At 72.0% G+C, this 25,051-nt stretch carries 17 protein-coding genes; 12 read left to right on the top strand and 5 right to left on the bottom strand.

From position 1 onward, the window contains the following. Positions 1 to 281: 281 nt before the first annotated feature. The 5 genes from ACH5AF_RS10900 (at position 282) to ACH5AF_RS10880 (ending at position 7,914) form a co-directional block, all read left to right on the top strand. The gene (locus tag ACH5AF_RS10900) at positions 282 to 2,492 is read left to right on the top strand and encodes an MMPL family transporter (RefSeq protein WP_398901225.1); all 2,211 of its coding nucleotides are present in this window, start codon (positions 282 to 284) and stop codon (positions 2,490 to 2,492) included. 15 nt (positions 2,493 to 2,507) lie between these two features. Beyond that, a complete protein-coding gene (locus tag ACH5AF_RS10895; protein ID WP_398901224.1) occupies positions 2,508 to 3,110 on the top strand; it encodes a GNAT family N-acetyltransferase in 603 nt (200 codons plus the stop codon). Positions 3,111 to 3,284: 174 nt separating this feature from the next. Beyond that, the gene (locus ACH5AF_RS10890) at positions 3,285 to 4,064 is read left to right on the top strand and encodes a GNAT family N-acetyltransferase (RefSeq protein ID WP_398901223.1); all 780 of its coding nucleotides are present in this window, start codon (positions 3,285 to 3,287) and stop codon (positions 4,062 to 4,064) included. Positions 4,065 to 4,521: 457 nt separating this feature from the next. After that, positions 4,522 to 4,698, top strand: a complete 177-nt coding sequence (locus ACH5AF_RS10885) for a hypothetical protein (protein WP_398901222.1) — start codon at positions 4,522 to 4,524, stop codon at positions 4,696 to 4,698. A gap of 54 nt (positions 4,699 to 4,752) precedes the next feature. Further along, on the top strand, positions 4,753 to 7,914 hold the full coding sequence (locus ACH5AF_RS10880; RefSeq protein ID WP_398901221.1) for an AAA family ATPase: 3,162 nt from the start codon (positions 4,753 to 4,755) through the stop codon (positions 7,912 to 7,914). Here ACH5AF_RS10880 and ACH5AF_RS10875 read toward each other — a convergent pair. The 3 genes from ACH5AF_RS10875 to ACH5AF_RS10865 all read right to left on the bottom strand — a co-directional run bounded on the left by ACH5AF_RS10875 (position 7,844) and on the right by ACH5AF_RS10865 (position 11,230). After that, entirely contained in the window at positions 7,844 to 8,053 is a 210-nt protein-coding gene (locus ACH5AF_RS10875) for a DUF6191 domain-containing protein (RefSeq protein ID WP_398901220.1), read from the bottom strand. The genes ACH5AF_RS10880 and ACH5AF_RS10875 overlap by 71 nt on opposite strands. 14 nt (positions 8,054 to 8,067) lie before the next feature. Continuing rightward, positions 8,068 to 9,210: a PQQ-dependent sugar dehydrogenase gene (locus ACH5AF_RS10870; protein WP_398901462.1), complete on the bottom strand. Its 1,143-nt coding sequence runs from the start codon at positions 9,208 to 9,210 to the stop codon at positions 8,068 to 8,070. Positions 9,211 to 10,231: 1,021 nt separating this feature from the next. Further along, positions 10,232 to 11,230 (bottom strand): aldo/keto reductase, encoded by a 999-nt coding sequence (locus tag ACH5AF_RS10865; RefSeq protein WP_398901219.1) that lies wholly within the window; start codon positions 11,228 to 11,230, stop codon positions 10,232 to 10,234. Between the two features lie 84 nt (positions 11,231 to 11,314). On the opposite strand from ACH5AF_RS10865, the gene ACH5AF_RS10860 reads away from it, so the two are divergent. From ACH5AF_RS10860 to serA, 6 genes are all read left to right on the top strand, one after another. Beyond that, complete coding sequence (locus ACH5AF_RS10860) at positions 11,315 to 12,268, top strand: 2-hydroxyacid dehydrogenase (protein ID WP_398901218.1); 954 nt, start codon at positions 11,315 to 11,317, stop codon at positions 12,266 to 12,268. A 394-nt stretch (positions 12,269 to 12,662) separates the two neighbouring features. Further along, on the top strand, positions 12,663 to 15,482 hold the full coding sequence (locus ACH5AF_RS10855) for a putative bifunctional diguanylate cyclase/phosphodiesterase (RefSeq protein ID WP_398901461.1): 2,820 nt from the start codon (positions 12,663 to 12,665) through the stop codon (positions 15,480 to 15,482). Positions 15,483 to 15,694: 212 nt separating this feature from the next. Beyond that, a complete protein-coding gene (locus ACH5AF_RS10850) occupies positions 15,695 to 17,548 on the top strand; it encodes an acetolactate synthase large subunit (protein ID WP_398901217.1) in 1,854 nt (617 codons plus the stop codon). 26 nt (positions 17,549 to 17,574) lie between these two features. Then, positions 17,575 to 18,099, top strand: coding sequence for an acetolactate synthase small subunit (gene ilvN / locus ACH5AF_RS10845; RefSeq protein ID WP_215184797.1), 525 nt, complete (start codon positions 17,575 to 17,577; stop codon positions 18,097 to 18,099). Between the two features lie 92 nt (positions 18,100 to 18,191). Next, the gene (gene ilvC / locus ACH5AF_RS10840; protein WP_398901216.1) at positions 18,192 to 19,193 is read left to right on the top strand and encodes a ketol-acid reductoisomerase; all 1,002 of its coding nucleotides are present in this window, start codon (positions 18,192 to 18,194) and stop codon (positions 19,191 to 19,193) included. 226 nt (positions 19,194 to 19,419) lie between these two features. Further along, a complete protein-coding gene (serA, locus tag ACH5AF_RS10835; protein WP_398901215.1) occupies positions 19,420 to 21,012 on the top strand; it encodes a phosphoglycerate dehydrogenase in 1,593 nt (530 codons plus the stop codon). Positions 21,013 to 21,365: 353 nt separating this feature from the next. Here the strand turns inward: serA and ACH5AF_RS10830 are convergent, their stop codons facing one another. Then, the gene (locus ACH5AF_RS10830) at positions 21,366 to 22,931 is read right to left on the bottom strand and encodes an MFS transporter (RefSeq protein WP_398901214.1); all 1,566 of its coding nucleotides are present in this window, start codon (positions 22,929 to 22,931) and stop codon (positions 21,366 to 21,368) included. 110 nt (positions 22,932 to 23,041) lie between these two features. Between ACH5AF_RS10830 and ACH5AF_RS10825 the strand changes: the two genes are divergently transcribed. Further along, a complete protein-coding gene (locus tag ACH5AF_RS10825; protein WP_398901213.1) occupies positions 23,042 to 23,632 on the top strand; it encodes a TetR/AcrR family transcriptional regulator in 591 nt (196 codons plus the stop codon). On the opposite strand, the gene ACH5AF_RS10820 is transcribed toward ACH5AF_RS10825, so the two are convergent. Beyond that, positions 23,621 to 24,877: a PucR family transcriptional regulator gene (locus ACH5AF_RS10820; protein ID WP_398901212.1), complete on the bottom strand. Its 1,257-nt coding sequence runs from the start codon at positions 24,875 to 24,877 to the stop codon at positions 23,621 to 23,623. The genes ACH5AF_RS10825 and ACH5AF_RS10820 overlap by 12 nt on opposite strands. Positions 24,878 to 25,051 lie beyond the last annotated feature (174 nt).

Below are 25,051 nucleotides of genomic sequence, written 5' to 3'. Positions count from 1 at the left end.
GGTCTTCTCGGCGACATGTGGCGAGGGCGGCCGACGTTGCCCACCGGTCTCGGCATCGGGGTCCCGATGCTCGTCGTGTCGCCCTGGTGGGTCGACGGTCACGTGGCCGCGGCCGGCCGGGGCCGAGCCCGCCGTTCACCACCGCCCGTGCCTCTGTGTGAGGAACCCCACGAAACGGTCAAAAGATCACTATTGCCTGCGACAGTATTCCCTGCAGGTCATGAGTTCTTTGCGGGCGGTTCCCGGTCAAAGATCCACGAACCACCCAGGGAGCGGGTCCGGTGGCAGGTATCGCCCGGTGGTGCGTCAGGCACCGCCTCGTCGTCGTCCTGCTCTGGCTCCTCGCCCTCGGTGGCACCACGGCGGCAGCGAGCGTCGCCGGGTCCGCGTACTCCAGCGACTACGGCGTACCGGGCACGGAATCCGGCCGGGCGACCGCCCTCCTGGAAGAGGGCTTCGACGGCCGTGTCGGCGACGGCAACACCGTTGTCTGGCACACCGAGAACGGCAGCGTCCGCTCTCCGGCCGTCGAGCAACGCGTGTCCGCCATGCTGGACCGCGTCGCCGGACTCGACGGCATCGCCTCCGTCACCAGCCCCTACGGCAGTCAAGGCGCGCTGCAGATCAGCGCCGACGGGCGCACCGCGTACGCCGTCGTCACCTTCGCCGCGCAGGCCGACGAAGTCCCCGAGCCTCAGGCGCGGGCACTGGTGGACACCGCCGAGGCGGCCGAGGAGGGCGACCTGCGGGTCGCGCTCGGCGGCGGCGCCGTCGCCCTGACCGAGGCCCCCGGCGGACACATCGCGGAGATCGTCGGCGTGGCCGTCGCCGCCATCGTCCTCTTCCTCGCCTTCGGCTCCCTCGCCGCCAGTGTGCTGCCCATCGCCACGGCGCTCGTCTCCGTCGGCACCGCGTACGCGGGCACCGTGCTCCTCGGCCACGCCATGTCGGTGGCGGACTTCGCGCCCATGCTCGGCATGCTCATCGGCCTCGGCGTCGGCATCGACTACGCGCTGTTCATCGTCACCAGGCACCGCAAGGGCCTCAAACGCGGACTCCCGGTCGCCGAGGCGGCGCGCGAGGCGGTGGCCACCACGGGCCGCGCCGTCGTCTTCGCCGGTGCCACCGTCTGCATCGCACTGCTCGGCATGCTGATCCTGCGTCTCGGCTTCCTCAACGGCGTCGCGATCGCCGCGTCCCTGACCGTCGTCCTCACGGTCGCCGCGTCGGTGACCCTGCTGCCCGCCCTGCTCTCCCTCATCGGAATGCGCGCCCTGACCCGACGCGAGCGCCGCCGGCTCGCCAGGCGCGGCCCCCGGCCCGAGCTGCCCACCGGCCTCGCCGCGCGTTGGTCCGCGTTCGTCGAACGCCACCCCAAGCGGCTCGGCGCCGTCGCCGCCGTCGTGATGCTCGTGCTCGCCCTGCCGACCCTCTCGCTCCGCCTCGGCACCTCCGACCAGGGCAACGGTCCTGCGACGGCCACCACCCGCCAGGCGTACGACCTGCTAGCCGACGGCTTCGGCCCGGGCGTCAACGGGCCCCTGACCGTCGTCGCCTCACTCGACGGCGCCGACGACGAACTCGCGATGGACCGGCTGGCCCAGACCCTGCGCGCCACCGACGGCATCGCGTCCACCGGCCCCGTCGCCTACAACGGCAGCGGGGACACCGCGATCCTCACCGTCGTACCGGACACCTCCCCGCAGTCCCGGGAGACGAGCGAACTCGTCGACCGGCTGCGCGACGAGGTCCTGCCCGCGGCCGAACAGGGCAGCTCCCTGACGGCCCACGTCGGCGGCGTCACCGCGGGATACGACGACTTCGCGGACATCGTCATCGGCAAGCTGCCCCTGTTCGTCGGCGTCGTCATCACGCTCGGCTGCCTGCTCCTGCTGCTCGCCTTCCGCTCCATCGGCATCCCGCTCAAGGCTGCCCTGATGAACGTCGCCGCCGTCGCCTCCGCCTTCGGAGTCGTCGTCGCGATCTTCCAGTGGGGCTGGGGCAGCGAACTGCTGGGCCTCGGCCGGGCGGGACCGATAGAGCCGTTCCTGCCCGTCATCATGGTCTCGGTGCTCTTCGGACTCTCCATGGACTACCAGGTGTTCCTGGTCGGCCGGATGTACGAGGAGTGGCTGGAGACCGGGGACAACCGGCGTGCCGTACGGGTCGGCCTCGCCGAGACCTCCCGTGTCATCAACTCCGCCGCCGTGATCATGATTTCGGTCTTCCTCGCCTTCGTCCTCAGCGGCGACCGCGTCATCGCGATGTTCGGCATCGGGCTCGCCGTCGCCGTCGCGCTGGACGCCTTCGTCCTGCGCACTCTGCTCGTCCCTGCCCTCATGCACATGCTCGGCGGGGTGAACTGGTGGCTGCCGCGCCGGCTCGACCGCTGGCTGCCGCGCATCAGCATCGAAAAGCCCGAGTGCCGTGAGGCGGCCCGTGCGAAGATCCCCGTGCAGCGTGCGGGCGATCGAGGGGAGCTCGTACCGTAACCCACGAGGAGCGCAGTGTTCGCGAGAAGCCTCGGCGACGACGGAGCCCAACTGCGTCCACTGGAGCCATGGCAGGCCGAGGAATTCTTCGCCCACATCGAGCGGGGCCGTGAGTACATAGGCCGGTACGTCGGCCTGGCCGATGCCGCCACGGACGTGGCCGCCGCCCGCGCGTTCCTCCAGAGCTACGCGGACAAGGCCGCTGCCGACACCGGGCGCATCTACGGCATCTGGCTGGAGGGCACCCTCGTCGGCGGCGTGCTCTTCCGCATCATGGACGTCGCCATGGGCACCTGCGAGGCGGGCTGCTGGCTGGAGCCCTCTGCGGCGGGTCGCGGGCTCGTCACCCGCGCGACGCGCGAGATCATCGACTGGGCGGTGGAACAGCGCGGCATGCACCGCATCGAGTGGCAGGTCTCCACCGCCAACAAGGCCAGCATCGCCGTCGCCGAGCGGCTGGGGATGACGCACGAGGGCGTGCTGCGCGGCAGCTACCTCTACCGCGGCGTACGGCACGACATGGAGGTCTGGTCGGTGCTCGCACCGGAGTGGAGGCGGCTGCGGGCCCCGGCCTCGTCGGCGGCCCGAGTCGCGGGACCGCCCGGCTCCGCCTCGTAAGCGGCACCGTGGTCGGAGGCGGCTGCGGGCCTCGGCCTCGTAGGTGGCGCGAGTCGCGGGACCGCCCGGCTCCGCCTCGTAGCGATGGCGGGGTGGTGGCGGCTGCAGGCCTCGGCCTCGTAGCAGCCGTAAAACCGCTGGGTGTCGGAGACATACGAGTGCTCCAATGCGCGCATGGACGACGCAGCGGTGCTCACACTCTTCGACCAGCAGATGCGCCGCCGCATCACGACGCCCGACACCGCCGGGCCCCTGACCGAACGCGCCGGTCGCGTCGTGCGGCTGACCGGTGCCGACGGCGACTGGAGCGGTGTCCTCTTCTCGGAGCTGACGGCGGACACGGCGGACGCCGAGATCGCCGAGCAGGTGCGGTACTTCACCGAACGCGGCCTCGCCTTCGAGTGGAAGCTCTACAGCCATGACGAACCGCAGGACCTCGGCGCCCGGCTCCTCGCGGCCGGGTTCACTCCCGAGCCGGCGGAGACCGTTCTCGTCGCCGAGACGGGCGCCCTGCCGTCCGTCCCCGAACTTCCCGACGGCGTACGGCTGGAGCGGGTCACCGGGGCCGCGGGCGTCGAGCTGACGATGCGGGTCCACGACCAGGCGTTCGGCACGGACGGCTCCCGGCTGCGACAGCAGCTCCTCGCCCAACTCGCGCAGGCGCCGGACAGGGTCCTCATGACCGTCGCGATGGCGGGGGACCTGCCGGTGTGCGCGGCCCGCGTCGAGTTCACGCCCGGCACGGACTTCGCCGGCCTGTGGGGCGGCGGGACCCATCCCGACTGGCGCGGCCGCGGCATCTACCGTGCCCTGGTCGCCCACCGTGCCGAGGCCGCGGCGCGGCGGGGCATGCGATACCTCCAGGTGGACGCGTCCGACGACAGTCGCCCCATCCTTCAGCGCCTCGGTTTCGGGGCCCTGGCGACGACGACGCCGTACGTGTACGAGCCGTAGGCATCCCGGAACAGGCGGTTCCAGGGCCATTCGTGGGGATCGGGCCGGATCGGTGAGTGGGATTCCGCAGGGCGTAGGGGGAGGGTCCGGTGCCGGTGGCACCGCCCGTGCCCGCAGGGCTACGGGAGAGAACGCAATGCGGAGGGCGGGGAACCTCCCGGTCGAATGCCGAGGGAGAACCGTGGCCGAGCCATGGCGACTGACGGCAACGCGGCGTGCGGGCCCCTCCCGTGCGCGCAGGGCTCCACCGGGGGTTGGGGCCCTTCCACGCCGCAGGCCGTGGGGGAGCGTGCCGGGCCACCTGAGCCCGGCGCGAACCGAACATGCGGTCTAAGGCCCCCGACCCCCGGAACATGCGGCAATCGCCCGATGCGGGACAGCCACCTGGGAGACGAGAGTCGAGGTCATCGACAGAAGCCGTGCACGAGCCCGGCACCTCGTCCCGAAGGAGCACCCCGTGCTGCACTACGCGTTCCAGGAACAGCACCGCGCCGAACTGATCCGCCAGGCCGACGCCCAGCGCCTCGTCCGGCAGGCCCTGGCCGTCCGCCGGGCCGGCCGACGGCATGCTCGCCGCAAGAAGCGGGAGCCGTCCGGCGCGGTCGACAGCAGCCGCTACACCCGCGCCGCCTGATCCTCGATGGCGAGCGCGGCGATACGCCGTCCCGGGGGTCCGGACGGCTGTGCGATGCTCATCACTGTGGAGACCAGGTCCGTCAGCCCCGTCTTCGTCGGCCGCGCCGGCGAACTGGCACTGCTCAACGATGCACTCACCCGCGCGGCCGGCGGCTCCCGTCCGGAGGACGGGAGCCCCGGGGGAGAGCCGCAGGCGCTCCTCATCGGCGGCGAGGCGGGCGTCGGCAAGACCCGGCTCGTCGAGGAGTTGCTGAGCGAGGCGTGCCGCAGGGGCGCGGTCGTCGCCGTCGGCGGCTGTGTGGAGATCGGCGCCGACGGGCTGCCGTTCGCCGCCTTCTCCACCGCCCTGCGCACCCTGCACCGGCGCCTGCCCGACGAGTTCGCCGAGGCCGCCGCCGGTCAAGAGGGTGAACTGGCCCGGCTCGTGCCCGAACTGGGCGCTGCCGCGGGGTCCGACGCCCCCCGGCACGACGAGGAGGGCATGGCCCGTCTCTTCGAACTCACCGCGCGCCTGCTGGAGCGCCTCGCCCGCGAACACACCGTCGTCCTGGTCCTCGAGGACCTGCACTGGGCCGATGCATCCACCCGCCATCTGCTCGGGTACCTCTTCCGCACCCTGCGGCGAGCACGCCTCCTGCTGATGGCCACCTACCGTTCGGACGACGTCCACCGGCGCCACCCGCTGCGCCCCTTCCTCGCCGAACTCGACCGTGCCCGCACCGTCCAGCGCGTCGAACTCACCCGCTTCAACCGCGCCGAGGTCGGCCGCCAGATGGCCGGCATCCTGGCCGAGGAACCGGCCCCCGCCCTCGTCGACCGCGTCTTCGAACGCTCCGACGGCAACGCCTTCTTCGTCGAGGAACTGGCCGCCAGCATCAGCGACGACTCCTGCTCCGGACTCCCGGACTCCCTGCGCGACATCCTTCTCGTCCGCATCGAGGCCCTCACCGAGGACACCCAACGCGTCGTCCGCATCCTGGCCGAGGGCGGTTCCACCGTCGAGCACGGACTGCTGCACGCCGTCGCCGGACTGCCCGAGGACGACCTCGACCAAGCGCTGCGCGCCGCCGTCGGCGCGAACATCGTTCTTTCCGCACCCGACGGCGACGGCTACCGATTCCGCCACTCCCTGGCGCGCGAGGCCGTCAGCGACGATCTGCTGCCCGGCGAACGCTCCCGGCTCAACCGCCGCTACGCCGAGGCCCTGGAGGCCGATCCGGCGCTCGTACGCGAGGAGGAGCGTGCCACGCGGCTTGCCACCTACTGGTACCGGGCGAACGACGCTGCCAAGGCCCTGCCCGCCGTGCTCGCCGCCTCCGTCGCCGCCCGCCGCCGTCACGCCTACGCCGAGCAACTGCGCCTGTTGGAGCGGGCCATGGAGCTGTGGGACGACGCGCCCCAGGAGGTGCGTTACCGGCTGCGGCCCGTCGACCACGCCGAGGTCTACCCCCCGTGCGGCTGTGACCCGGCCACCACGCCCCTGCGCTACCTCGACCTGATGGCGGAGGCCTCCGTCGCCGGCCGGCTGTGCGGCGAACGCGAACGCGCACTGAAGATCGCCAAGCGCGGGCAGCGCCTCGCGGAGGCCGAGGGCGATCCGCTCCGCGCCGCCTGGTTCTCCGTACAGCGCTCGCGGCTGATATCCGGCCTCGGCCGTGGGGACGGCTGGGCCGAACTCGGCGCCGCACAGGAACTCGTCCGTGGACTGCCGCCGTCCGCCGTCCATGCCGAGGTGCTCGCCGAGGCGGCCCGCTGGGGCATGACCCACGACCCGGGGCCCGCCAGCCTCGCCACCGCCGAACGCGCCGTCGCCTACGCCCGCATGGTCGGAGAGGAGGACATCGCACTGCGGGCCCGGCTCACTCTCGGCTGCCTCCTGGCCGACTCCGGCGACACCGAGGGCGGGCTCGCCGAGCTGTACGCGGTCAAGGAACGCGCCGCCGCCCTCGACGTCTCCCACATCGGCCGCATTCATGTGAACCTGCCCTCCGTGCTGGAGGGCCTGGGCCGCTCCCGCGAGGCCGTCGCGATCATGCTGGAGGGCATCGGCATCACCCAGCGGTACGGCCTGCTGGACAGCGAGGCATGGATCCGCCAGAACCTCGCCGAATCCTATGAGTCGCTCGGACGCTGGGACGAGGCGGCGGAGGAGGCCCGGCAGACCCTCCGGATCGCTCCGAGCCCCCAGCCCCGTGGCTCCGCCTCCCTGCGCCTCGCCTTCCTCGCCGTCGGGCGCGGCGACACCACCGCCGCGGCGGAGCATCTGCGCAGCGCCTGTGACCACTTCGGCCCGCACGACCCCGTACCGCAGACGACCCTGCCGCTCACCACCGCCGCGGTGGAGATCGCCGCGGCCGAGGGACGGCTCGCGGACGCGAGGACGGAACTCGCCCGCGCCGCCGCCGGCGGATTCCCGCCCGGCACCCAGCGCTACGCCTGGCCGCTGCTGCGAGCCGCCGCCACGGCAGAGGCCGACGCCCGCGGTCTGCCGTCGGCGGAGCCGGGCCGCGAGGACGCCCTGCGGCGCATCCGCGGGGCCGCGCGCTCCTTGGCGAGCGCCGTCCCCGTCTGGTCCGCACATGAGCGGTGGGTGCGGGCCGAACTGTTCCGTGCCGAGGGACAGGACAGCGCCGAGCACTGGGCCGAGGCGGGGCGCGCCTTCGAACCACTGGAACGTCCCTACGACCTCGCCCGCGTACGCCACCGCTGGGCCGAGGCCCTGCTGCACGCGGCCGGGTCCGGGTCCGGCTCCGGGTCGGGCTCCTCCGGGTCGGGTGACGAGCGCCGCGCCCGCGCGACCGAGTTGCTGCGCCGAGCCGGCGAAACGGCGGCCGGACTCGGCGCCCGCCTGCTGGCCGAGGACGTCGAACTGCTCGCCCGGCGCGCCCGTATCCCCCTCGCCGGCACCGCACCCGACAACTCCGCGGCCCCGCAGGCCACGCCGTCGCCCCCGCCGCTCGGCCTGACACCCCGGGAGCAGGACGTGCTGCGCCTGGTCGCGGTCGGGCACAGCAACCGACGCATCGCCGAGGAGCTCTACATCTCACCGAAGACGGCGAGCGTCCATGTCTCCAACATCCTGGCCAAGCTGGGTGTCTCGGGCCGGGGCGAGGCGGCGGCGATGGCGCACCGCCTGCGGCTGTTCACCGATCTGCTGGACGGGCCGGAGCCTCCGGCGCAGGAGTCGGCGGTTCCTGCGCAACCCGGATCGTGACCCTGCCCGACGCGAGGTCTATCGGGCCGCTGCCGGGGTCGCTGTCCCCGACGTCGGTCCGGGTCAGCGCCAGGCGGTGCCGCTCCTCGTCGGTGTGTCTGCGGCCCGGGGCGAAGAACTCCTCGAAGGTGTTGAACACGGACCGTCCGCCTCCTACCTCACCTCCAACCGGAGGATCCTGTCGTCACCCGGCTCGGGCGTGCCCCGGGTGTCCGTCTCGCTGGTGACGAGCCAGACCTGGTCCCCGCCCACCGACAGCACGGTGCGCAGACGGCCGTACTCCTCTTCGAGGAACGCCTGGGGCTCGGCCGAAGGTTCCGCCCCGGACAGCGGAATCCGCCACAGGCGCTCGCCGCGCAGCCCGGCCATCCAGATCGACCCCTCGGCGTAGGCGATACCGCTCGGCGAGGCGTCCTCCGTCCGCCACTGCGCCACCGGGTCGGTGAAGCCCGCCTTGCCGGCCTTGCCCTCCGCCGCCGGCCAGCCGTAGTTCTTCCCCGGCTCGACGAGATTCAGCTCGTCCCAGGTGTTCTGCCCGAACTCCGCCGCCCACAGCCGCTTCTCGGTGTCCCAGGCGAGGCCCTGCACATTGCGGTGCCCGTACGAATACACCACCGAGTCGGCGTCCGGATTGCCGTGCACCGGCTCGCCGTCCGGGGTCATCCGCAGGATCTTGCCGCCCAGCGACTCCTTGTCCTGCGCGAGCCCCGTGTCACCCGTCTCCCCCGTGCCCGCGTAGAGCATCTTGTCCGGCCCGAAGGCGATCCGCCCGCCGTTGTGGATCACCCCCTTGGGGATGCCGCGCAGCACCGTGTCCGGCGCGCCCAACTGCTGCCCGGGCGGCTTCTGCTCGTCGTACAGCATGCGGGCGATGCGGTTGTCCGAGGCGGTGGTGAAGTATGCGTAGATCTGGCCGTCCGAGGCGAAGGACGGGGAGACCGCGAGGCCCAGCAGACCTCCCTCCCCGCCGGGGGCGACGCCCGGCACCGAACCGATCTCCGTCTTCTTGCCGCCGTCCGCCGCGACACGGGTGATCGTGCCCTCGTCGCGCGAGGCGACCAGCAGGTCCCCGCCGGGCAGAGCCGCAACGCCCCAGGGGGATTCCAGCCCTTCCGTCAGGGTCGAGACGACCTTCACGGAGCCCTTGGCCGGCGGTCCCGAGGGGGTGGGGGAGGTGCCGGCGGAGCCGCCGGTGGGAGAGGCCGCGGCATCCGAGGACGGCCCGGCACCGCCCGCCGAATCCTTCCCGTCGCCCGAGGAGCACCCGGCCGTGAGAACGAGCACGGCGGCGGCCATGACGGCCGTCAATGCAGGACGGTGCACGGTGGTGATCCCTTCGACGGCTGCTTGCGCTGCCCGGCGAGCCGGGTGAACTGCCTGACTACTGTTCTTACACCGCAACCGGCCCAGAGGTTCCCGGTCTTCCCCAGAACGCTCGCGAGCACGCGCCCGCGAGCCCGGCCGACCCTCTGTCCGGCCGGCCAGCCTGCCGGGCCTTCCTGCCGGGCCCCTCGCCCCGGCTGCCCGGCCGCCCACCTCGTCCGACCGGCCGTGCGCCCTGGGCACGCCGGCCGTCTGCCTGGCAGGCCTGGCAGCGGCCAGGCCGCTCGCGACGGCAGCCCGGCCCGCGCTGCGCGGTGCCTGGGCAGGTTCGCTCGGCCCCTGTCCGGCCGTGTGCGCCTCGGCCGACGGCATGGCGCCCGGGCAGGCCCAGCCTGCCCGGCCCGTTACTCGGCCGTCTGCCTGAGCAGACCCGCTGCCCGGCACGCCGCCCGCCGCTCGCGGCGGCGGCTCCGGCCCGCGCTGCCCGGCCGCCTGCCTGCGCAGGCCCGGTCGGCACCGCCCGCTGTCCGTTCGCTCGCCGTGGCAGCCCACGGCGCGGCCCCTCGGCCCCGGCTGCCCGGCCGCCCACCTCGGCCGTCCGCCTGGTCCCGGCTGCTCGGCCGTCCACCTCGGCCGTCCGCCTGGGTCCCGGCTGCCCGAACGTCACCTCGGCCGGGGCTCCCGGCCGTCCACCTCGGCCGTCCGCCTGGGTCCCGGCTGCCCGAACGTCACCTCGGCCGGGGCTCCCCGCCGTCCACCTCGGCCGTCCACCTGGGTCCCGGCTGCCAGGCCGTCCACCTCGGCCGGGGCTCCCGGCCGTCCACCTCGGCCGGGGCTCCCGGCCGTTCACCTCGGCCGGGGCTCCCGGCCGTCCACCTCGGCCGGGGCTCCCGGCCGTTCACCTCGGCCGGGGCTGCCCAGTCGTCCGCCTCGGCCGACGGGCCCCGGCACCCCCCGCCCGCGCTCCCCCCGGCCCGGCCCGTCCCCCGCCCCCTCAGTCCCAGGACCCTCGCGCCGGTGGGAGTGCGGCGATCTCGGACAGGTCCCGCGCGGTCAGCTCCAGAACCGCGGCGGTCGCGTTCTCCGCCGCCCACCGCGGCCGCTTCGTCCCCGGCAGCGGCACCACGTGCCGCCCCTGCCGGAGCACCCAGGCCAGCGCCACGCACGCGGGCGTCGTGCCCGGGCCGTGCCGCTCCGCGATCCGCCGGAGGCCCGCCACCACCGGCTGGTTGGCCGCCATCATCTCCGCCGTGAACCGCGGATGCCGTGCCCGTACGTCATCCGCCTCGAAGCCCTGCCCGGGCGTCAGCGTCCCGGTGAGGAAACCGTTCCCCAGCGGCATCGCCGCCAGGAACCCGATCCCGCGCGCCTCGCACCACGGCAGCAGCCGCTCCAGCGCCTCCGGCGACCACACCGAGAGCTCCGCCTCGACCGCGCTCACCGGGAACACCTGCTGCACCCGCTCCAGCTGCCGAATCGTTTGCTCATGCAGGTCCGCCCCCGAACGGCGCCCGGCACGCGCCCCCACCGCGCACAGGCCGAGCGCCCGCACCTTGCCCGCCGACACCAGCTCCGCCATCGCGCCCCAGGTCTCCTCCACGGGCACCTCGGGATCCGCCCGGTGCAGTTGGTAGAGGTCGATCACATCGGTCTGCAGGCGGCGCAGCGACGCGTCGCAGGCCCGCTTCACGTATCCCGGGCGCCCGTTGGCGACGATGTGCTGGTCGCCCACCAGCAGACCCGCCTTCGTCGACACGAAGGCCTCCGGGCGCCGTTCCTTCAGCGCCCTGCCGAGCAGCAGCTCGTTGGTGAACGGCCCGTACATGTCGGCCGTGTCGAGCAGGGTCGAACCGGCGTCCAGCGCGGCGTGGACGGCACGCAGCGAGCGCTCCCCGAGTTGCTCGGAGCTGGTGTAGGCCCAGCTCATCGGCATGCAGCCGAGGCCGACGGCGCCCACTTCGAGGGCCGCCGCACCGATTGTCCTGCGCTCCAACTCCCCGTACCTTCCCGTCGGGCCGCATGGCCGTCGTCAAAACTAACCAATGCTGTCCGGAACCCTTCGCATAGCCTCCTGACCATGACTGCTGATGTGTGGCTGCCCATTCCGGCCGACGAGATCGACGGCTTGCCCGCGCCCGCCCGCTCGGGCCTCACGTACCGGTTCTGGGACGGTGGACCCGACTTCCCGGCCGACCCCGCCGACTGCGTCTACTACGTCGTTCCGTACATGAAGGGCATGGAGGTCGCCATACGCCCTCTGGCGGCGATGCGGTCCGTGCGCGTCGTGCAGACCCTCTCCGCCGGCATCGACCATGTGGAACCGGGGCTTTCGTCGTTGCCGGATGGCGTACGCCTGTGCAACGCCCGGGGGGTGCACGAGGCGTCGACCGCCGAGCTCGCGCTCGCGCTGGTCCTCGCCTCGCTGCGCGGCATCCCCGGTTTCGTGCGGGGTCAGGATGCCGAGGAGTGGCGGGCGGGCTTCTACCCTGCGCTCGCCGACAAGTCGGTCCTCATCGTCGGTTACGGCTCCATCGGCGCGGCCATCGAGGACCGGCTCGCGCCCTTCGAGTGCGCGCGGGTGGCGCGCGTCGCGCGCTCTGCCCGGGCAACGGAGCGCGGCGAAGTGCGCGCACTCGCCGACCTGCCGGAGCTGCTGCCGGCCGCGGACGTCGTGATTCTCTCCACGCCGCTCACGGAGCAGACGAAGGGCCTGGTGGGGGCCGACTTCCTGGCCCGGATGAAGGACGGCGCGCTCCTGGTGAACGTTGCCCGTGGACCCGTCGTCGACACAAAGGCGCTGCTCGCCGAGGTGGAGAGCGGACGGATCACCGCGGCGCTGGATGTCACCGACCCCGAGCCGCTGCCCGCCGCCCATCCGCTCTGGCACGCGCCCGGCGTCCTGATCAGTCCCCACGTAGGCGGCTCGACCACGGCGTTCATGCCCCGGGCCAAGCGTCTGCTGGCCGATCAGCTCACCCGGTTCACCGCGGACGAGCCTCTGCGGAACGTGGTGATGACCACTGCCACCTGACCGCTGCGCGACGACTCGTGAACACTCTGCGAAGTCAACCGAATGCGCCGCGTGCCGTTATCTTCGCAGGTCGTCACTGAGAGTAGAGGTCCTATGTCCCTGAGTGACGATATTGGTGTATCGTCCCGACCTGGGGGCTGCACCGGGCGCGAGGGGCGGTGCTGCTACGCGAGGTGATGGCCGATCAGACCTGAGGGGGGCGACGGGCGATGCAGGGTCGATGGACCGACGAACCGACGCGGCGGGGCCGCCGACGGCGGCTGCTGTGCGCTCCGCCGTGCAGGCGCCACCGGGCGGTGCGCACTCCGGTGCGCCGACCGTGCTCGGCGCACCCGCCGATCACGCACCCGGCGAGGCCCCAGCCGCCGACCACGCACCCGAGGGCGGCGGCGTGGTGAGCGCCCCGGGAGCGGTGATAGCCCGGGACGCCGTCTCGGGCGGTGGCGCGCTGCTTCCGCAGCTCACCCTGGCCGCCGTCTGCGCCGGGTACGGCGTGGGCGCGGCCCTGGGCTGGGGCTCGCGCGAACTGGCGCTGATCATGGGCGACTTCGGGCTCAGCGCCGCCGCGCTCGTCGCCGCGGTCTCGTGCCTTTTCTACGCGCGCACACCCGAGTGCCGCCTCCGCCCCGCCTGGCTGCTGTTCTCGCTCTCCTCGCTGATGGCATCGGCCGGCAACGCTGTCTGGGGCTGGTACGAGGTGGTGCTCGGGCGCGAGGTGCCGAGTCCGTCCGTCGCCGACCTGTTCTTCCTGTGCTTCGCACCCCCGGCCGTCATCGGCCTCCTGGTGCTCGCCAAGCGCCCGGTGACCAGAGCCGGCTGGGTCTGCCTGGGCCTCGACGCCTGGCTGATCGGCGGCTCACTGCTCACCCTGTCGTGGAGCCTCGCCCTCGCCCACACCGCGCACGCCCAGGGCGAGAGCGTGGCTCCGGCGGCGCTGTCCCTCGCCTATCCGCTGCTGGACATCGTGCTGGTCAGCATGGTGCTCGCGCTCCATTTCCGGCGTTCTCCGGCCAACCGCTCCGCCGTCAACACGGCGATCGCGGGGCTCGCCCTGACCGTGCTGTGCGACGCCCTGTTCACCTTGCCGCTGCTGCGCGAGAGCTACCAGTCGGGCCGGCTGCTCGACGCGGGCTGGTTCGCCGGCTCGCTGCTGCTCGCGTACGCACCCTGGGGCGCGCGCCGCGCCACCGAGGCCGGCGGACCGCCGCGCCAGCCCCGCCAGGCCGGGCGGCCCCTCGCGAGCTCGCTCGCCGCTCTCACGCCGTATCTCGCCGCGGCGGTGTGCACGCTGGGGATCCTGTACAGCGTCACCGAGGACCGCCGTGTCGACCGCGTGGTCGTGATCACCGGCTGCACGGTCGTCCTCGCCCTCGTCGTACGGCAGGGCATCATGCTCCTGGACAACATCGCGCTCACCCATGAACTGGCCCAGAAGGAGAACCACTTCCGCTCCCTGGTCCAGGGCTCCAGCGACGTCATCATGATCGCCGCGCCCACGGGTGTCCTGCGTTACGTCTCGCCCGCGGCCACCAAGGTCTACGGGCGTGACGCCGAGGAGCTCGTCGGCTCCGAGCTGGCCTCTCTCATCCACCCCGAGGACCTCGGCCGTGTCGTCCACGAGGTGCGCCGGTTCCTCGCCGCGTCCGCATCCGCTGCCGCCGCTGACGAGCCGACGACCCGCATCGAGTGCCGCTTCCGATCGGGCACGGGCGAGTGGCTCAATGTGGAGTCCACGGTCAGCCGCCACCAGGGCGGGCTGATCTTCAACAGCCGGGACGTCACCGAGCGGGTGCGCCTGCAGGCCCAGCTCCAGCACAACGCCGAGCACGACCCGCTGACCGACCTGCCCAACCGCGCCCTGTTCGCCGAGCAGGTCCGCCGCGCCCTCACCGGCCGCAGGTCCGGCGACCCGGGCACCGCCGTGCTCTTCATCGACCTCGACGGCTTCAAGGGCGTCAACGACCGTCTCGGCCATCAGGCGGGCGACGAGCTGCTGATCCAGGCGGCTCGCCGGCTGGCCGATTCCGTACGGGCCGGGGACACCGCAGCGCGGCTCGGCGGCGACGAGTTCGCGGCGCTCATCGTCGGCGACGGCACCCACGACCGGACCGCCCGCGAGCTCCAGGTGCACGAGATCGCCGACCGGCTGCGGCTCATGCTCTCCCAGCCGTACCGCATCGACGGCGCCGAGGTACGGGTGGCCGCCTCCATCGGCGTGGCCTTCGCCGAGCCGGGCATCAGCCCCACCGACCTCATGCGCAACGCGGACCTCGCCATGTACCGCGCCAAGGCCGCCGGCAAGGACCGCGTCGAGCTGTATGCGCCCCAGATGCAGGCCGACGTGGTGCGCCGCACCGAGCTGGCCGCCAGGCTGCGCAGTGCCCTGCACGACGGCGAGTTCGCCCTCCTGCACCAGCCCGTGGTGAGTCTGACCACCGGACGGATCGCCGCCGTGTCCGCGCAGGCCCGATGGCGTTCGGCGCAGGGCATTCTGTTCACCCCCGCCGAGTTCCTGCGGGTCGCCGACGAGGGCAACCGCACCGCCGAGCTCGGCCGCTGGCTGCTCGAGGAGGCCGTGGAGCAGGCCGCCGAGCGCGGCAGACTCGGCCATCCGACCCCCGTCTCGGTGCGGCTGTCGGCACGGCTGCTGCTGGACAGGTCCCTGCCGCTTGGCTCGATCGAGGCGCTGCTCACCCGTCACCAGCTGCCCTCCGGGGCGCTGGTCATCGAGCTCGCGGACAGCGATCCGCGGATCTCCTTCGACGAGCTGGAGCAGCGGCTGGTCGCTCTGCGCAGACTCGGCTTACGGATCGCCCTGGACGGCTTCGGCAGCGGCTACGCGGCCATCAACGCCCTGCGGCGCCTGCCCGTGGACGTGCTGAAGCTCGACCGCGGCCTGGTCGAGGGCGTGGTCGAGTCCGCCCGGCTGCACAAGATCACCAGCGGGCTGCTGCGCATCGCCCGCGATCTCGGCATGCAGTCCGTCGCGGACGGAGTGGACATGCCGGAGCAGGTGCTCGCGCTGCGGGCCATGGGCTGCACGCACGGTCAGGGCATGGCCTTCGCGGGGCCGCTGGACGAGTACCGGCTGCGCCGTGCCCTGGTCAGGGACCAGTACCCGGTCCCGGCGGGGATGTCGATGCCGGTTCTGACCGTGGGCATTCCGCCTGCCCGGAATGGCTCAAATAATGAGACGCGTGTCCCACCCACTTGACAGTGACGGCGCGGCGGGGAGAGGGTCAGTGCCATGCGCACCCGAATTCTCGTACTTGGAAAGCGCGTCGGCTGAGCAGAGCCGCACCGATCAGGCTCTGCGGACACCTCCCGACGCGCTCCCCTCGCTTGCCTCACGGCACGAGGGGTTTTTTGTTGCACCGGCACGTACCAAACCCTCGCAAAAACCCTCAGCATCGAGAAGAGAAGCCGATGACCGAGCAGGCCTCCGGGGCCCACCATCCTCAGCCGCGGGCCCGTAGCGGCGGACAGCCGTCCGTCACCGTCGAACACGTCACGGGTGCGCAGTCCCTCATTCGCTCTCTCGAGGAAGTAGGGGCCGAGACGGTCTTCGGTATTCCGGGCGGCGCCATCCTCCCGGCGTACGACCCGATGATGGACTCCACCAAGGTCCGGCACGTGCTGGTCCGCCACGAGCAGGGCGCCGGCCACGCGGCCACCGGCTACGCGCAGGCCACCGGCAAGGTCGGCGTCTGCATGGCCACCTCGGGCCCGGGCGCCACCAACCTGGTCACCCCGATCGCCGACGCGCACATGGACTCCGTGCCGCTCGTCGCGATCACCGGCCAGGTCTCCTCCAAGGCGATCGGCACGGACGCCTTCCAGGAGGCGGACATCTGCGGCATCACGATGCCGATCACCAAGCACAACTTCCTGGTCACCAAGGCCGAGGACATCCCGCGCACCATCGCCGAGGCGTTCCACATCGCCTCGACCGGCCGGCCGGGCCCCGTCCTGGTCGACATCGCCAAGGACGCCCTCCAGGCACGGACCACCTTCAGCTGGCCGCCGCAGACCGACCTGCCCGGCTACCGGCCGGTCACCAAGCCGCACGCCAAGCAGATCCGCGAGGCCGCCAAGCTCATCACCGCCGCCAAGCGCCCGGTGCTGTACGTCGGCGGCGGCGTCCTCAAGGCCGGCGCGACCGCCGAGCTGAAGGTCCTCGCCGAGCTCACCGGAGCCCCCGTCACCACCACCCTGATGGCGCTGGGCGCATTCCCCGACAGCCACCCCCTGCACGTGGGAATGCCGGGCATGCACGGTTCGGTCACCGCCGTCACCGCGCTGCAGAAGGCGGACCTGATCGTCGCCCTCGGAGCCCGCTTCGACGACCGCGTCACCGGCAAGCTGGACAGCTTCGCCCCGTACGCCAAGGTCGTCCACGCCGACATCGACCCGGCCGAGATCGGCAAGAACCGCACCGCCGACGTCCCGATCGTCGGCGACGCCCGCGAGGTCATCGCCGACCTGGTGCAGGCGGTCCAGGCCGAGCACACCGAGGGCAACACCGGTGACTACAGCGCCTGGTGGAAGGACCTCAACCGCTGGCGCGAGACCTACCCGCTGGGCTACGAGCAGCCCGACGACGGCAGCCTCGCCCCGCAGCAGGTCATCCAGCGCATCGGCGAACTCGCGCCCGAGGGCACGATCTTCGCCGCGGGCGTCGGTCAGCACCAGATGTGGGCCGCCCACTTCATCGACTACGAGCAGCCCGCCACCTGGCTCAACTCCGGCGGCGCCGGGACGATGGGCTACGCGGTCCCGGCCGCGATGGGTGCGAAGGCCGGCGCCCCCGACCGCACGGTCTGGGCGATCGACGGCGACGGCTGCTTCCAGATGACGAATCAGGAGCTCACCACCTGCGCCCTGAACAACATCCCGATCAAGGTCGCGATCATCAACAACGGCGCCCTCGGGATGGTCCGCCAGTGGCAGACCCTGTTCTACAACCAGCGCTACTCCAACACCGTGCTGCACTCGGGCCCCGAGGCCACCGGCATGGAGAAGAGCGCGGGCACCCGCGTCCCGGACTTCGTCAAGCTGTCCGAGGCCATGGGCTGCTACGCGATCCGCTGCGAGTCCCCGGACGATCTGGACAAGGTCATCGCCGAGGCGAACGCGATCAACGACCGCCCGGTCGTCGTCGACTTCATCGTCCACGAGGACGCCCAGGTGTGGCCGATGGTCGCCGCCGGCACCTCCAACGACGAGGTCATGGCCGCCCGTGGCGTCCGCCCCGACTTCGGCGACAACGAAGACGACTGAGAGCCGTAGGAAGAGGTACGACGCACATGTCCAAGCACACGCTCTCCGTCCTGGTGGAGAACACCCCCGGCATCCTGGCCAGGATCGCCGCCCTGTTCTCCCGCCGCGGCTTCAACATCGACTCGCTCGCCGTCGGTGTCACCGAGCACCCCGACATCTCCCGCATCACGATCGTGGTCAATGTCGAGGACCTGCCGCTGGAGCAGGTGACCAAGCAGCTCAACAAGCTCGTCAACGTCCTGAAGATCGTCGAGCTCGAGCCCGGCAGCGCCATTCAGCGCGAGCTCGTGCTGGTGAAGGTCCGCGCCGACAACGAGACCCGCTCCCAGATCGTCGAGATCGTCCAGCTGTTCCGTGCCAAGACCGTCGACGTCTCGCCCGACGCCGTCACCATCGAGGCCACCGGTTCGAGTGACAAGCTGGAAGCGATGCTCAAGATGCTCGAGCAGTTCGGCATCAAGGAGCTCGTCCAGTCGGGCACGATCGCCATAGGGCGCGGCGCCCGGTCCATCACGGACCGTTCGCTGCGGGCCCTGGACCGTTCCGCCTGACACGCCTTCTCGCCTGGCGAGACCCCGAATCCTCCCCGTCCCCTCCCGCCGTACGGTGGGACGCAACACCAGCACTCCAAGGAGATATCCCAGTGGCCGAGCTGTTCTACGACGACGATGCCGACCTGTCCATCATCCAGAACCGCAAGGTCGCGGTGATCGGATACGGCAGCCAGGGCCACGCCCACGCGCTGTCGTTGCGCGACTCGGGTGTCGACGTCCGCGTCGGTCTGCACGAGGGCTCCAAGTCCAAGGCCAAGGCCGAGGAGCAGGGCCTGCGCGTGGTGACGCCCGCCGAGGCCGCCACCGAGGCCGACGTCATCATGATCCTCGTCCCGGACCCGATCCAGGCCCAGGTCTACGAGGAGTCCATCGCCCCGCACCTGAAGGACGGCGACGCGCTGTTCTTCGGCCACGGCCTCAACATCCGCTACGGCTTCATCAAGCCGCCGGCCGGTGTCGACGTCGCCATGGTCGCCCCCAAGGGCCCGGGTCACCTGGTCCGCCGCCAGTACGAGGAGGGCCGCGGCGTTCCCTGCATCGCCGCCGTCGAGCAGGACGCCACCGGCAAGGCCTTCGAGCTGGCGCTGTCGTACGCCAAGGGCATCGGCGGCACCCGCGCGGGCGTCATCAAGACGACGTTCAAGGAAGAGACCGAGACCGACCTGTTCGGCGAGCAGGCCGTGCTGTGCGGTGGCACCGCGGCGCTGGTGAAGGCGGGCTTCGAGACGCTGACCGAGGCCGGCTACCAGCCGGAGATCGCCTACTTCGAGTGCCTGCACGAGCTGAAGCTGATCGTGGACCTCATGTACGAGGGCGGCCTGGAGAAGATGCGCTGGTCGGTCTCAGAGACCGCTGAGTGGGGCGACTACGTCACCGGCCCGCGCATCATCACGGACGCCACCAAGGCCGAGATGAAGAAGGTCCTCGCCGAGATCCAGGACGGCACGTTCGCCAAGAACTGGATGGATGAGTACCACGGCGGTCTGAAGAAGTACAACGAGTACAAGACGCAGGACGAGAACCACCTGCTGGAGACCACGGGCAAGGAGCTTCGCAAGCTCATGAGCTGGGTCGACAACGACGAGGCGTGACCGGGTGGGCGAGGGGGCCGCAGCCCGGCCCCCTCGCCCCGCCACTTCGTCCAGCCACGGACGAGTGATCCTTCCACCGAGGCGTAAGACGCACCCTGGTGCACCACTACACTCATCACTACATACGCGTCAGGCCCACAGTGTCGTGCGTCTTCCACGCGGCTAGCCCCCTCCACCGCCTGCGGCCGTCGGGACGGCCGTCCGCACTGGACATGTGAGGACTCACGTGAGCTCGAAACCTGTCGTACTCATCGCTGAAGAGCTGTCGCCCGCGACCGTCGACGCGCTCGGTCCGGACTTCGAGATCCGGCACTGCAACGGCGCCGACCGTGCGGAGCTCATCCCCGCGATCGCCGATGCCGACGCCATCCTGGTCCGCTCGGCCACCAAGGTCGACGCCGAGGCCATCGCCGCGGCCCGCAAGCTGCGCGTCGTCGCCCGCGCCGGTGTCGGCCTGGACAACGTCGACGTCTCCGCCGCCACCAAGGCCGGCGTCATGGTCGTCAACGCCCCGACGTCCAACATCGTCACCGCCGCCGAGCTGGCCTGCGGTCTGATCGTCGCCACCGCGCGCAACATCCCCCAGGCCAACACCGCCCTGAAGAACGGCGAGTGGAAGCGCTCGAAGTACACGGGCGTCGAGCTCAGCGAGAAGATCCTCGGCGTCGTCGGCCTCGGCCGCATCGGTGTGCTGGTCGCCCAGCGCATGTCCGCCTTCGGCATGAAGATCGTCGCGTACGACCCCTACGTGCAGCCCGCGCGCGCCGCACAGATGGGCGTCAAGCTCCTCACGCTCGACGAGCTGCTCGAGGTCTCCGACTTCATCACCGTCCATCTCCCCAAGACCCCCGAGACGCTCGGCCTGATCGGCAACGAGGCCCTGCACAAGGTCAAGCCGACCGTCCGGATCGTCAACGCGGCTCGCGGCGGCATCGTCGACGAGGCGGCGCTGTACTCGGCGCTGAAGGAGGGCCGGGTCGCCGGCGCCGGCCTCGACGTGTACGCGAAGGAGCCGTGCACCGACTCCCCGCTGTTCGAGCTCGACCAGGTCGTCTGCACCCCGCACCTCGGCGCGTCCACGGACGAGGCCCAGGAGAAGGCCGGTATCGCCGTCGCCCGCTCGGTGCGCCTGGCGCTCGCCGGCGAGCTCGTCCCCGACGCGGTCAACGTCCAGGGCGGTGTCATCGCCGAGGACGTGCGCCCGGGTCTGCCGCTCGCCGAGAAGCTCGGCCGCATCTTCACCGCGCTGGCGGGCGAGGTCGCGGTCCGTCTCGACGTCGAGGTGTACGGCGAGATCACCCAGCACGACGTCAAGGTGCTCGAGCTGTCCGCGCTCAAGGGCGTCTTCGAGGACGTGGTCGACGAGACCGTTTCGTACGTCAACGCGCCGCTGTTCGCGCAGGAGCGCGGCGTCGAGGTCCGTCTGACGACGAGCTCGGAGTCCCCCGACCACCGCAATGTGGTCACCGTGCGCGGCACGCTCTCGGGCGGCGAGGAGGTCGCCGTCTCCGGCACCCTGGCCGGCCCCAAGCACCTCCAGAAGATCGTTGCCGTCGGCGACTACGACGTGGACCTCGCGCTCGCGGACCACATGGTCGTCCTGCGGTACGAGGACCGTCCCGGCGTCGTCGGCACGGTCGGCCGCATCCTTGGCGAGGCGGGCCTCAACATCGCGGGCATGCAGGTCTCCCGCGCGGAGGAGGGCGGCGAGGCGCTCGTCGTCCTGACCGTGGACGACACGGTGCCGCAGTCGGTGCTCACGGAGATCGCGGAGGAGATCGGCGCGACGTCGGCGCGCTCGGTGAACCTCACGGACTGATCCAGTCCGCCTCCAGACGCCAGAAGGGCCCGGGAAACCGGGCCCTTTCTCGTGCGCGAGGCGTGGTGGCCGGGGGACGCTTTCCCCTACCCCGCCCTTTCCCGAAACCGGGACAAGCCCCCGGCCCGTACCGCGCCTCGCGCGGTGTCCTCAAACGCCGGACGGGCGGCGAAGCAGCCCCGCTGGGGGTACCTCCCACGGCCGCCAGGCCGCAGGGGGAGATTGAGTCGTGGGGGTCCCCACGCCCGAAGGGCGGTACGGGGCCGGGCGGAGCCCGGTTTCGGGATGGGGTACCGCCCACGGCCGCCAGGCCGTAGGGGGAGGGCGGGGTGGGGGAACAGACCCCCACCTGCCTAACGGCGCGTCAGTGCCTCGGCCGGGGCCCCCGGCCCTTGAGGGCGCTCACAAACGCGCCCTCGCAGCAGTGCGGCGCCGAGCACCGCCGCGACGATCATCAGGGCGCCGCCCGCCACCGCCGCCCCCTGCATCCCGTGCACGAACGCCTCACGCGCATGCGTGAGGAGCGCGGCCCCCGTGCCGCCGCCCAGCTCCGCGGCGACAGCACTCGCTCCGCCGAGGGTGTCGCGGACCGTGTCCAGAGCCTCGGGCGGCAGGCCGGCGGGGGCCGGATCGGCGATGTCCCGGCGATAGACGGCGGTGCCGATGCTGCCCAGTACCGCCATGCCGAGCGCGCCACCGAACTCCTGTCCCGTCTCGAGCAGCGATGCGGCCGAACCGGCCTTCTCCGGCGGTGCCGCGGCCAGCGCCATGTCGGAGACCAGGGCCATCACGGTGACGATCCCGCAGCCGATGACGGCGGCGGCGCCGAGCACGATCCACAGCGAGTCGGTGCCGGAGGAGAGCAGCAGGGCGAATCCGGCCGCCGCGATCAGGAATCCGGCGGCGATCACGTGCGCACGGTCGGTCTTCTGGGCCACCATGCCGGCCACCGGGGCGGCGACGCCGACGGCGAGCGAGGGCGCGGTGCTCCACAGCGCGGCCTCCATCGGTCCCATGCCGAGCACGGACTGCAGGTACTGCGTGGTGAAGTAGGCGGAGCCCATCATGGCGAACATGGCGACGGTGATGAGGGCGACGCCCGATCCGAAGCCGCGTGCCCGGAACAGCGCCTTGCCGATCATCGCGTCATCGCGTCGGCGCTGACGCCGCACGAAGACGTATCCGATCGCGAGCCCGCCCGTGATGCACAGGGCCGCGACAGGGTGGTAGCCGTCGGAGGCGATCTCCTTGAGCCCGTAGACCACGGGCAGCACCGCGCCCATCGACAGCGGCACGCTCAGCAGGTCGAACCGGCCGGGGGCCGGATCCCTGAACTCCGGTACGAGCACGGGCACCAGGACCAGCAGGAGCAGCATCGCGGGCACGTTGACGAGGAACACCGAGCCCCACCAGAAGTGGTCCAGCATCACCCCGCCCATCACCGAGCCGAGCGCGATACCGCCGGCCATCGCACCGGACCAGATGCCGATCGCCTTCGTGCGCTGGCTGTCGTCCCGGAACATGTTCCGCACCAGGGCCATGGTCGAGGGCATCAGGGTCGCGCCGCCGATGCCGAGCAACGCCCGTGCGGCGATGAGCATGTCGGCGCTCTGCGCGTACGCGGCGCCGATCGAGGCGAGGCCGAACGCGGTGGCCCCGAGCAGCAGGAGCCTGCGCCGCCCGATGCGGTCGCCGATCGACCCCATGGTCATCAGCAGCCCGGCGAGGGCGAAGGCGTAGATGTCGAAGATCCACAACTGCTGGGTGCTGCTGGGGTCGAGCTCGCGGCTGATCGCGGGGATGGCGAAGTAGAGGACGGAGACGTCCATCGAGACCAGGAGGAGCGGCAGCAGCAGGACCACGAAGGCGGTCCACTCACGGCGGCCGGCGCGGACCGGCGATGCGGCGGAATGTGTCATGCGCAGCAATGTACGCACGTCCTAAACGCTTGTCTAGAACGGCTGTGTAGGACAAGCGTCCGGGACGCGCGTATGGGACGGTCGTATGGGGCGGCGGTTAGGCTGCGCGCATGGGACATCGAGAGGATCTGCTCGAAGGCGCCAAGCGCTGCCTGCTGGAAAGGGGTTTCGTGCGCACCACCGCGCGGGACATCGTCAAGGAGTCGGGGACGAATCTGGCGTCGATCGGGTACCACTACGGCTCGAAGGACGCGCTTCTCGCCCAGGCGTACATCGCGCTGGTCGAGGGCGTCTCCGACGACTTCGACGCAGGCGAACGCGCCACGACCGGGACCCGGCCGGGATCACTGGAGCGGTTCGAGGAGGTCTGGTCGAACATCATCGGCACCATGCAGGGCCCCGACTCGCTGTGGCGGCTCAGCATGGAGATCGTGGTCATGGGCGACCAGGTGCCCGCCGTCCGCGACCACCTGGCCCGCGCCCAGCGCGAAGGCGCACGGGGAATCATCCCGATGCTGATGGGCGGCGAGGAGCCCGACGTCGACGACGAACAGGTCGACACGGTCGGCAAGTTCTACATGACGCTGATGATGGGGCTCATCGCCCAGTGGACGTTCGACCCGCAGACGGCGACCCGCGCGGAGGAACTCACCGAAGGGCTGCGGCGCGTCATCGACGCCGCCCGGACGTCATCGTCGTAGCCGGGCGCCCTTGAGCGCCATGTGCAGCAGCAGCCGGTGCTCGCCGTCGTCCAGGTCCAGTCCCGTGAGCGCCTCGACGCGCGACAGGCGGTAGTAGAGCGTCTGCCGGTGGATGCCGAGCGTCGCCGCCGTACGCCCCGCCTGACCCGCGCTGTCGAGGAACACCTCTGCGGTACGGGCCAGTTCGGCGTGCGCGGGCGCCAGTAGTTCCCGCACGGCCGGGTCGTCGGTCGCGTCCTGGGGCAGGGACGTCAGCATCCGGTACGGGCCGAGATCCGGCCAGTGGGCGACCGGGCCGAGCCGTGGCTCGGCCAGCACCGCCCGGGCGGCCGAGGCGGCCTCCCGCCAGGCCGCGTCGAGCTCGCCGAGCCCGCGCCGCGCCGCGGCCACGCCGGCCGCGGCACCCCCGGCGCCCGCGGCCCCCGCGCCGGCCGAGGCATGGCCGGGCGCCGGCGTGGGGGGCGGCCCCGCCGCGTCGCGGAGCCGGGCGGCCACCCCCAGCGCCGGAGCCGCGTTGTCCGCCGAGCGCAGCCGCACCAGCGCGGCGAGGGCCCGGTCCGCCGTCGGCCGGTCGGCGCTGTGCGTCGCCGCCGCGAACGCCGCACCCGCCCCCAGGGGCACCGTGCACAGCGCCGCCGTGCCCGGCAGCGCGCGGGCCGACGGCGCGTCCTGTGCGGGCCACGGCGTCACGCACACCACCGTGTGCGTCCCGTCGGCGTCCTGGCCCAGCGCGGTGCGCAGCGCCGCCACCGCCATGTCGTACTGCCAGCCGCGCTCGGCGGCCAGCACCGCCCGTAGCTCACGCGACAGGTCCGATCCCGCGCGCTCCTCGTCCGCCATCAGGGTGCCGATCCGCTCAGCCACCTCCATGGCGGCGGTGAGCTGCTCCGTGGTCGGGCCGGGATCGGCGTCGAGCAGCCACACGTATCCGAGGACGACGCCCCGGTGTCTGACCGGCAGGCAGATGCGGTCACGGAAGACGCCCGCGTCCGGGGCGGCGGGGATGCGGACCGGGCCGATCGCACGCGCGATGCCGAAGCCCTCGAACCAGGCACGGACGGCCGGTGTGGACTTCCGGGTCAGGATCGACCGGGTGCGCACCGGATCGATCGTGGTCTCGTCGAAGGAGCTGTCGCTGTCGTGGGCGCCGAAGGCGATCAGCCCGAAGTCCCGGTTCTCCAGCGTCGCCGGCATGGCGAGCAGCGCGGAGATCTCGTCGACCAGGTCCTGGTAGTCGCCCTTCATCCCGCCATTCTCGCATTCCTTCAGACATATGTCTGAGATCCGGGACACGGATGCGTGACAGCTGTCGATGGCTCGCAAACGGAGCGATCCTTAAGTTTCACGGTGGTTCTTCGAGCTGTTCCCGACGCGTACGCCAGCAGTCGGTGCCGGCCCCCTTCGACACCTGTTCCGTGG

The organism is Streptomyces sp. NPDC018833 (assembly GCF_044390825.1).
GTDB lineage: Bacteria > Actinomycetota > Actinomycetes > Streptomycetales > Streptomycetaceae > Streptomyces.
The sequence above is the reverse complement of the archived record's forward strand: the minus strand, read 5'-3'. Positions and strand labels throughout refer to the sequence as shown.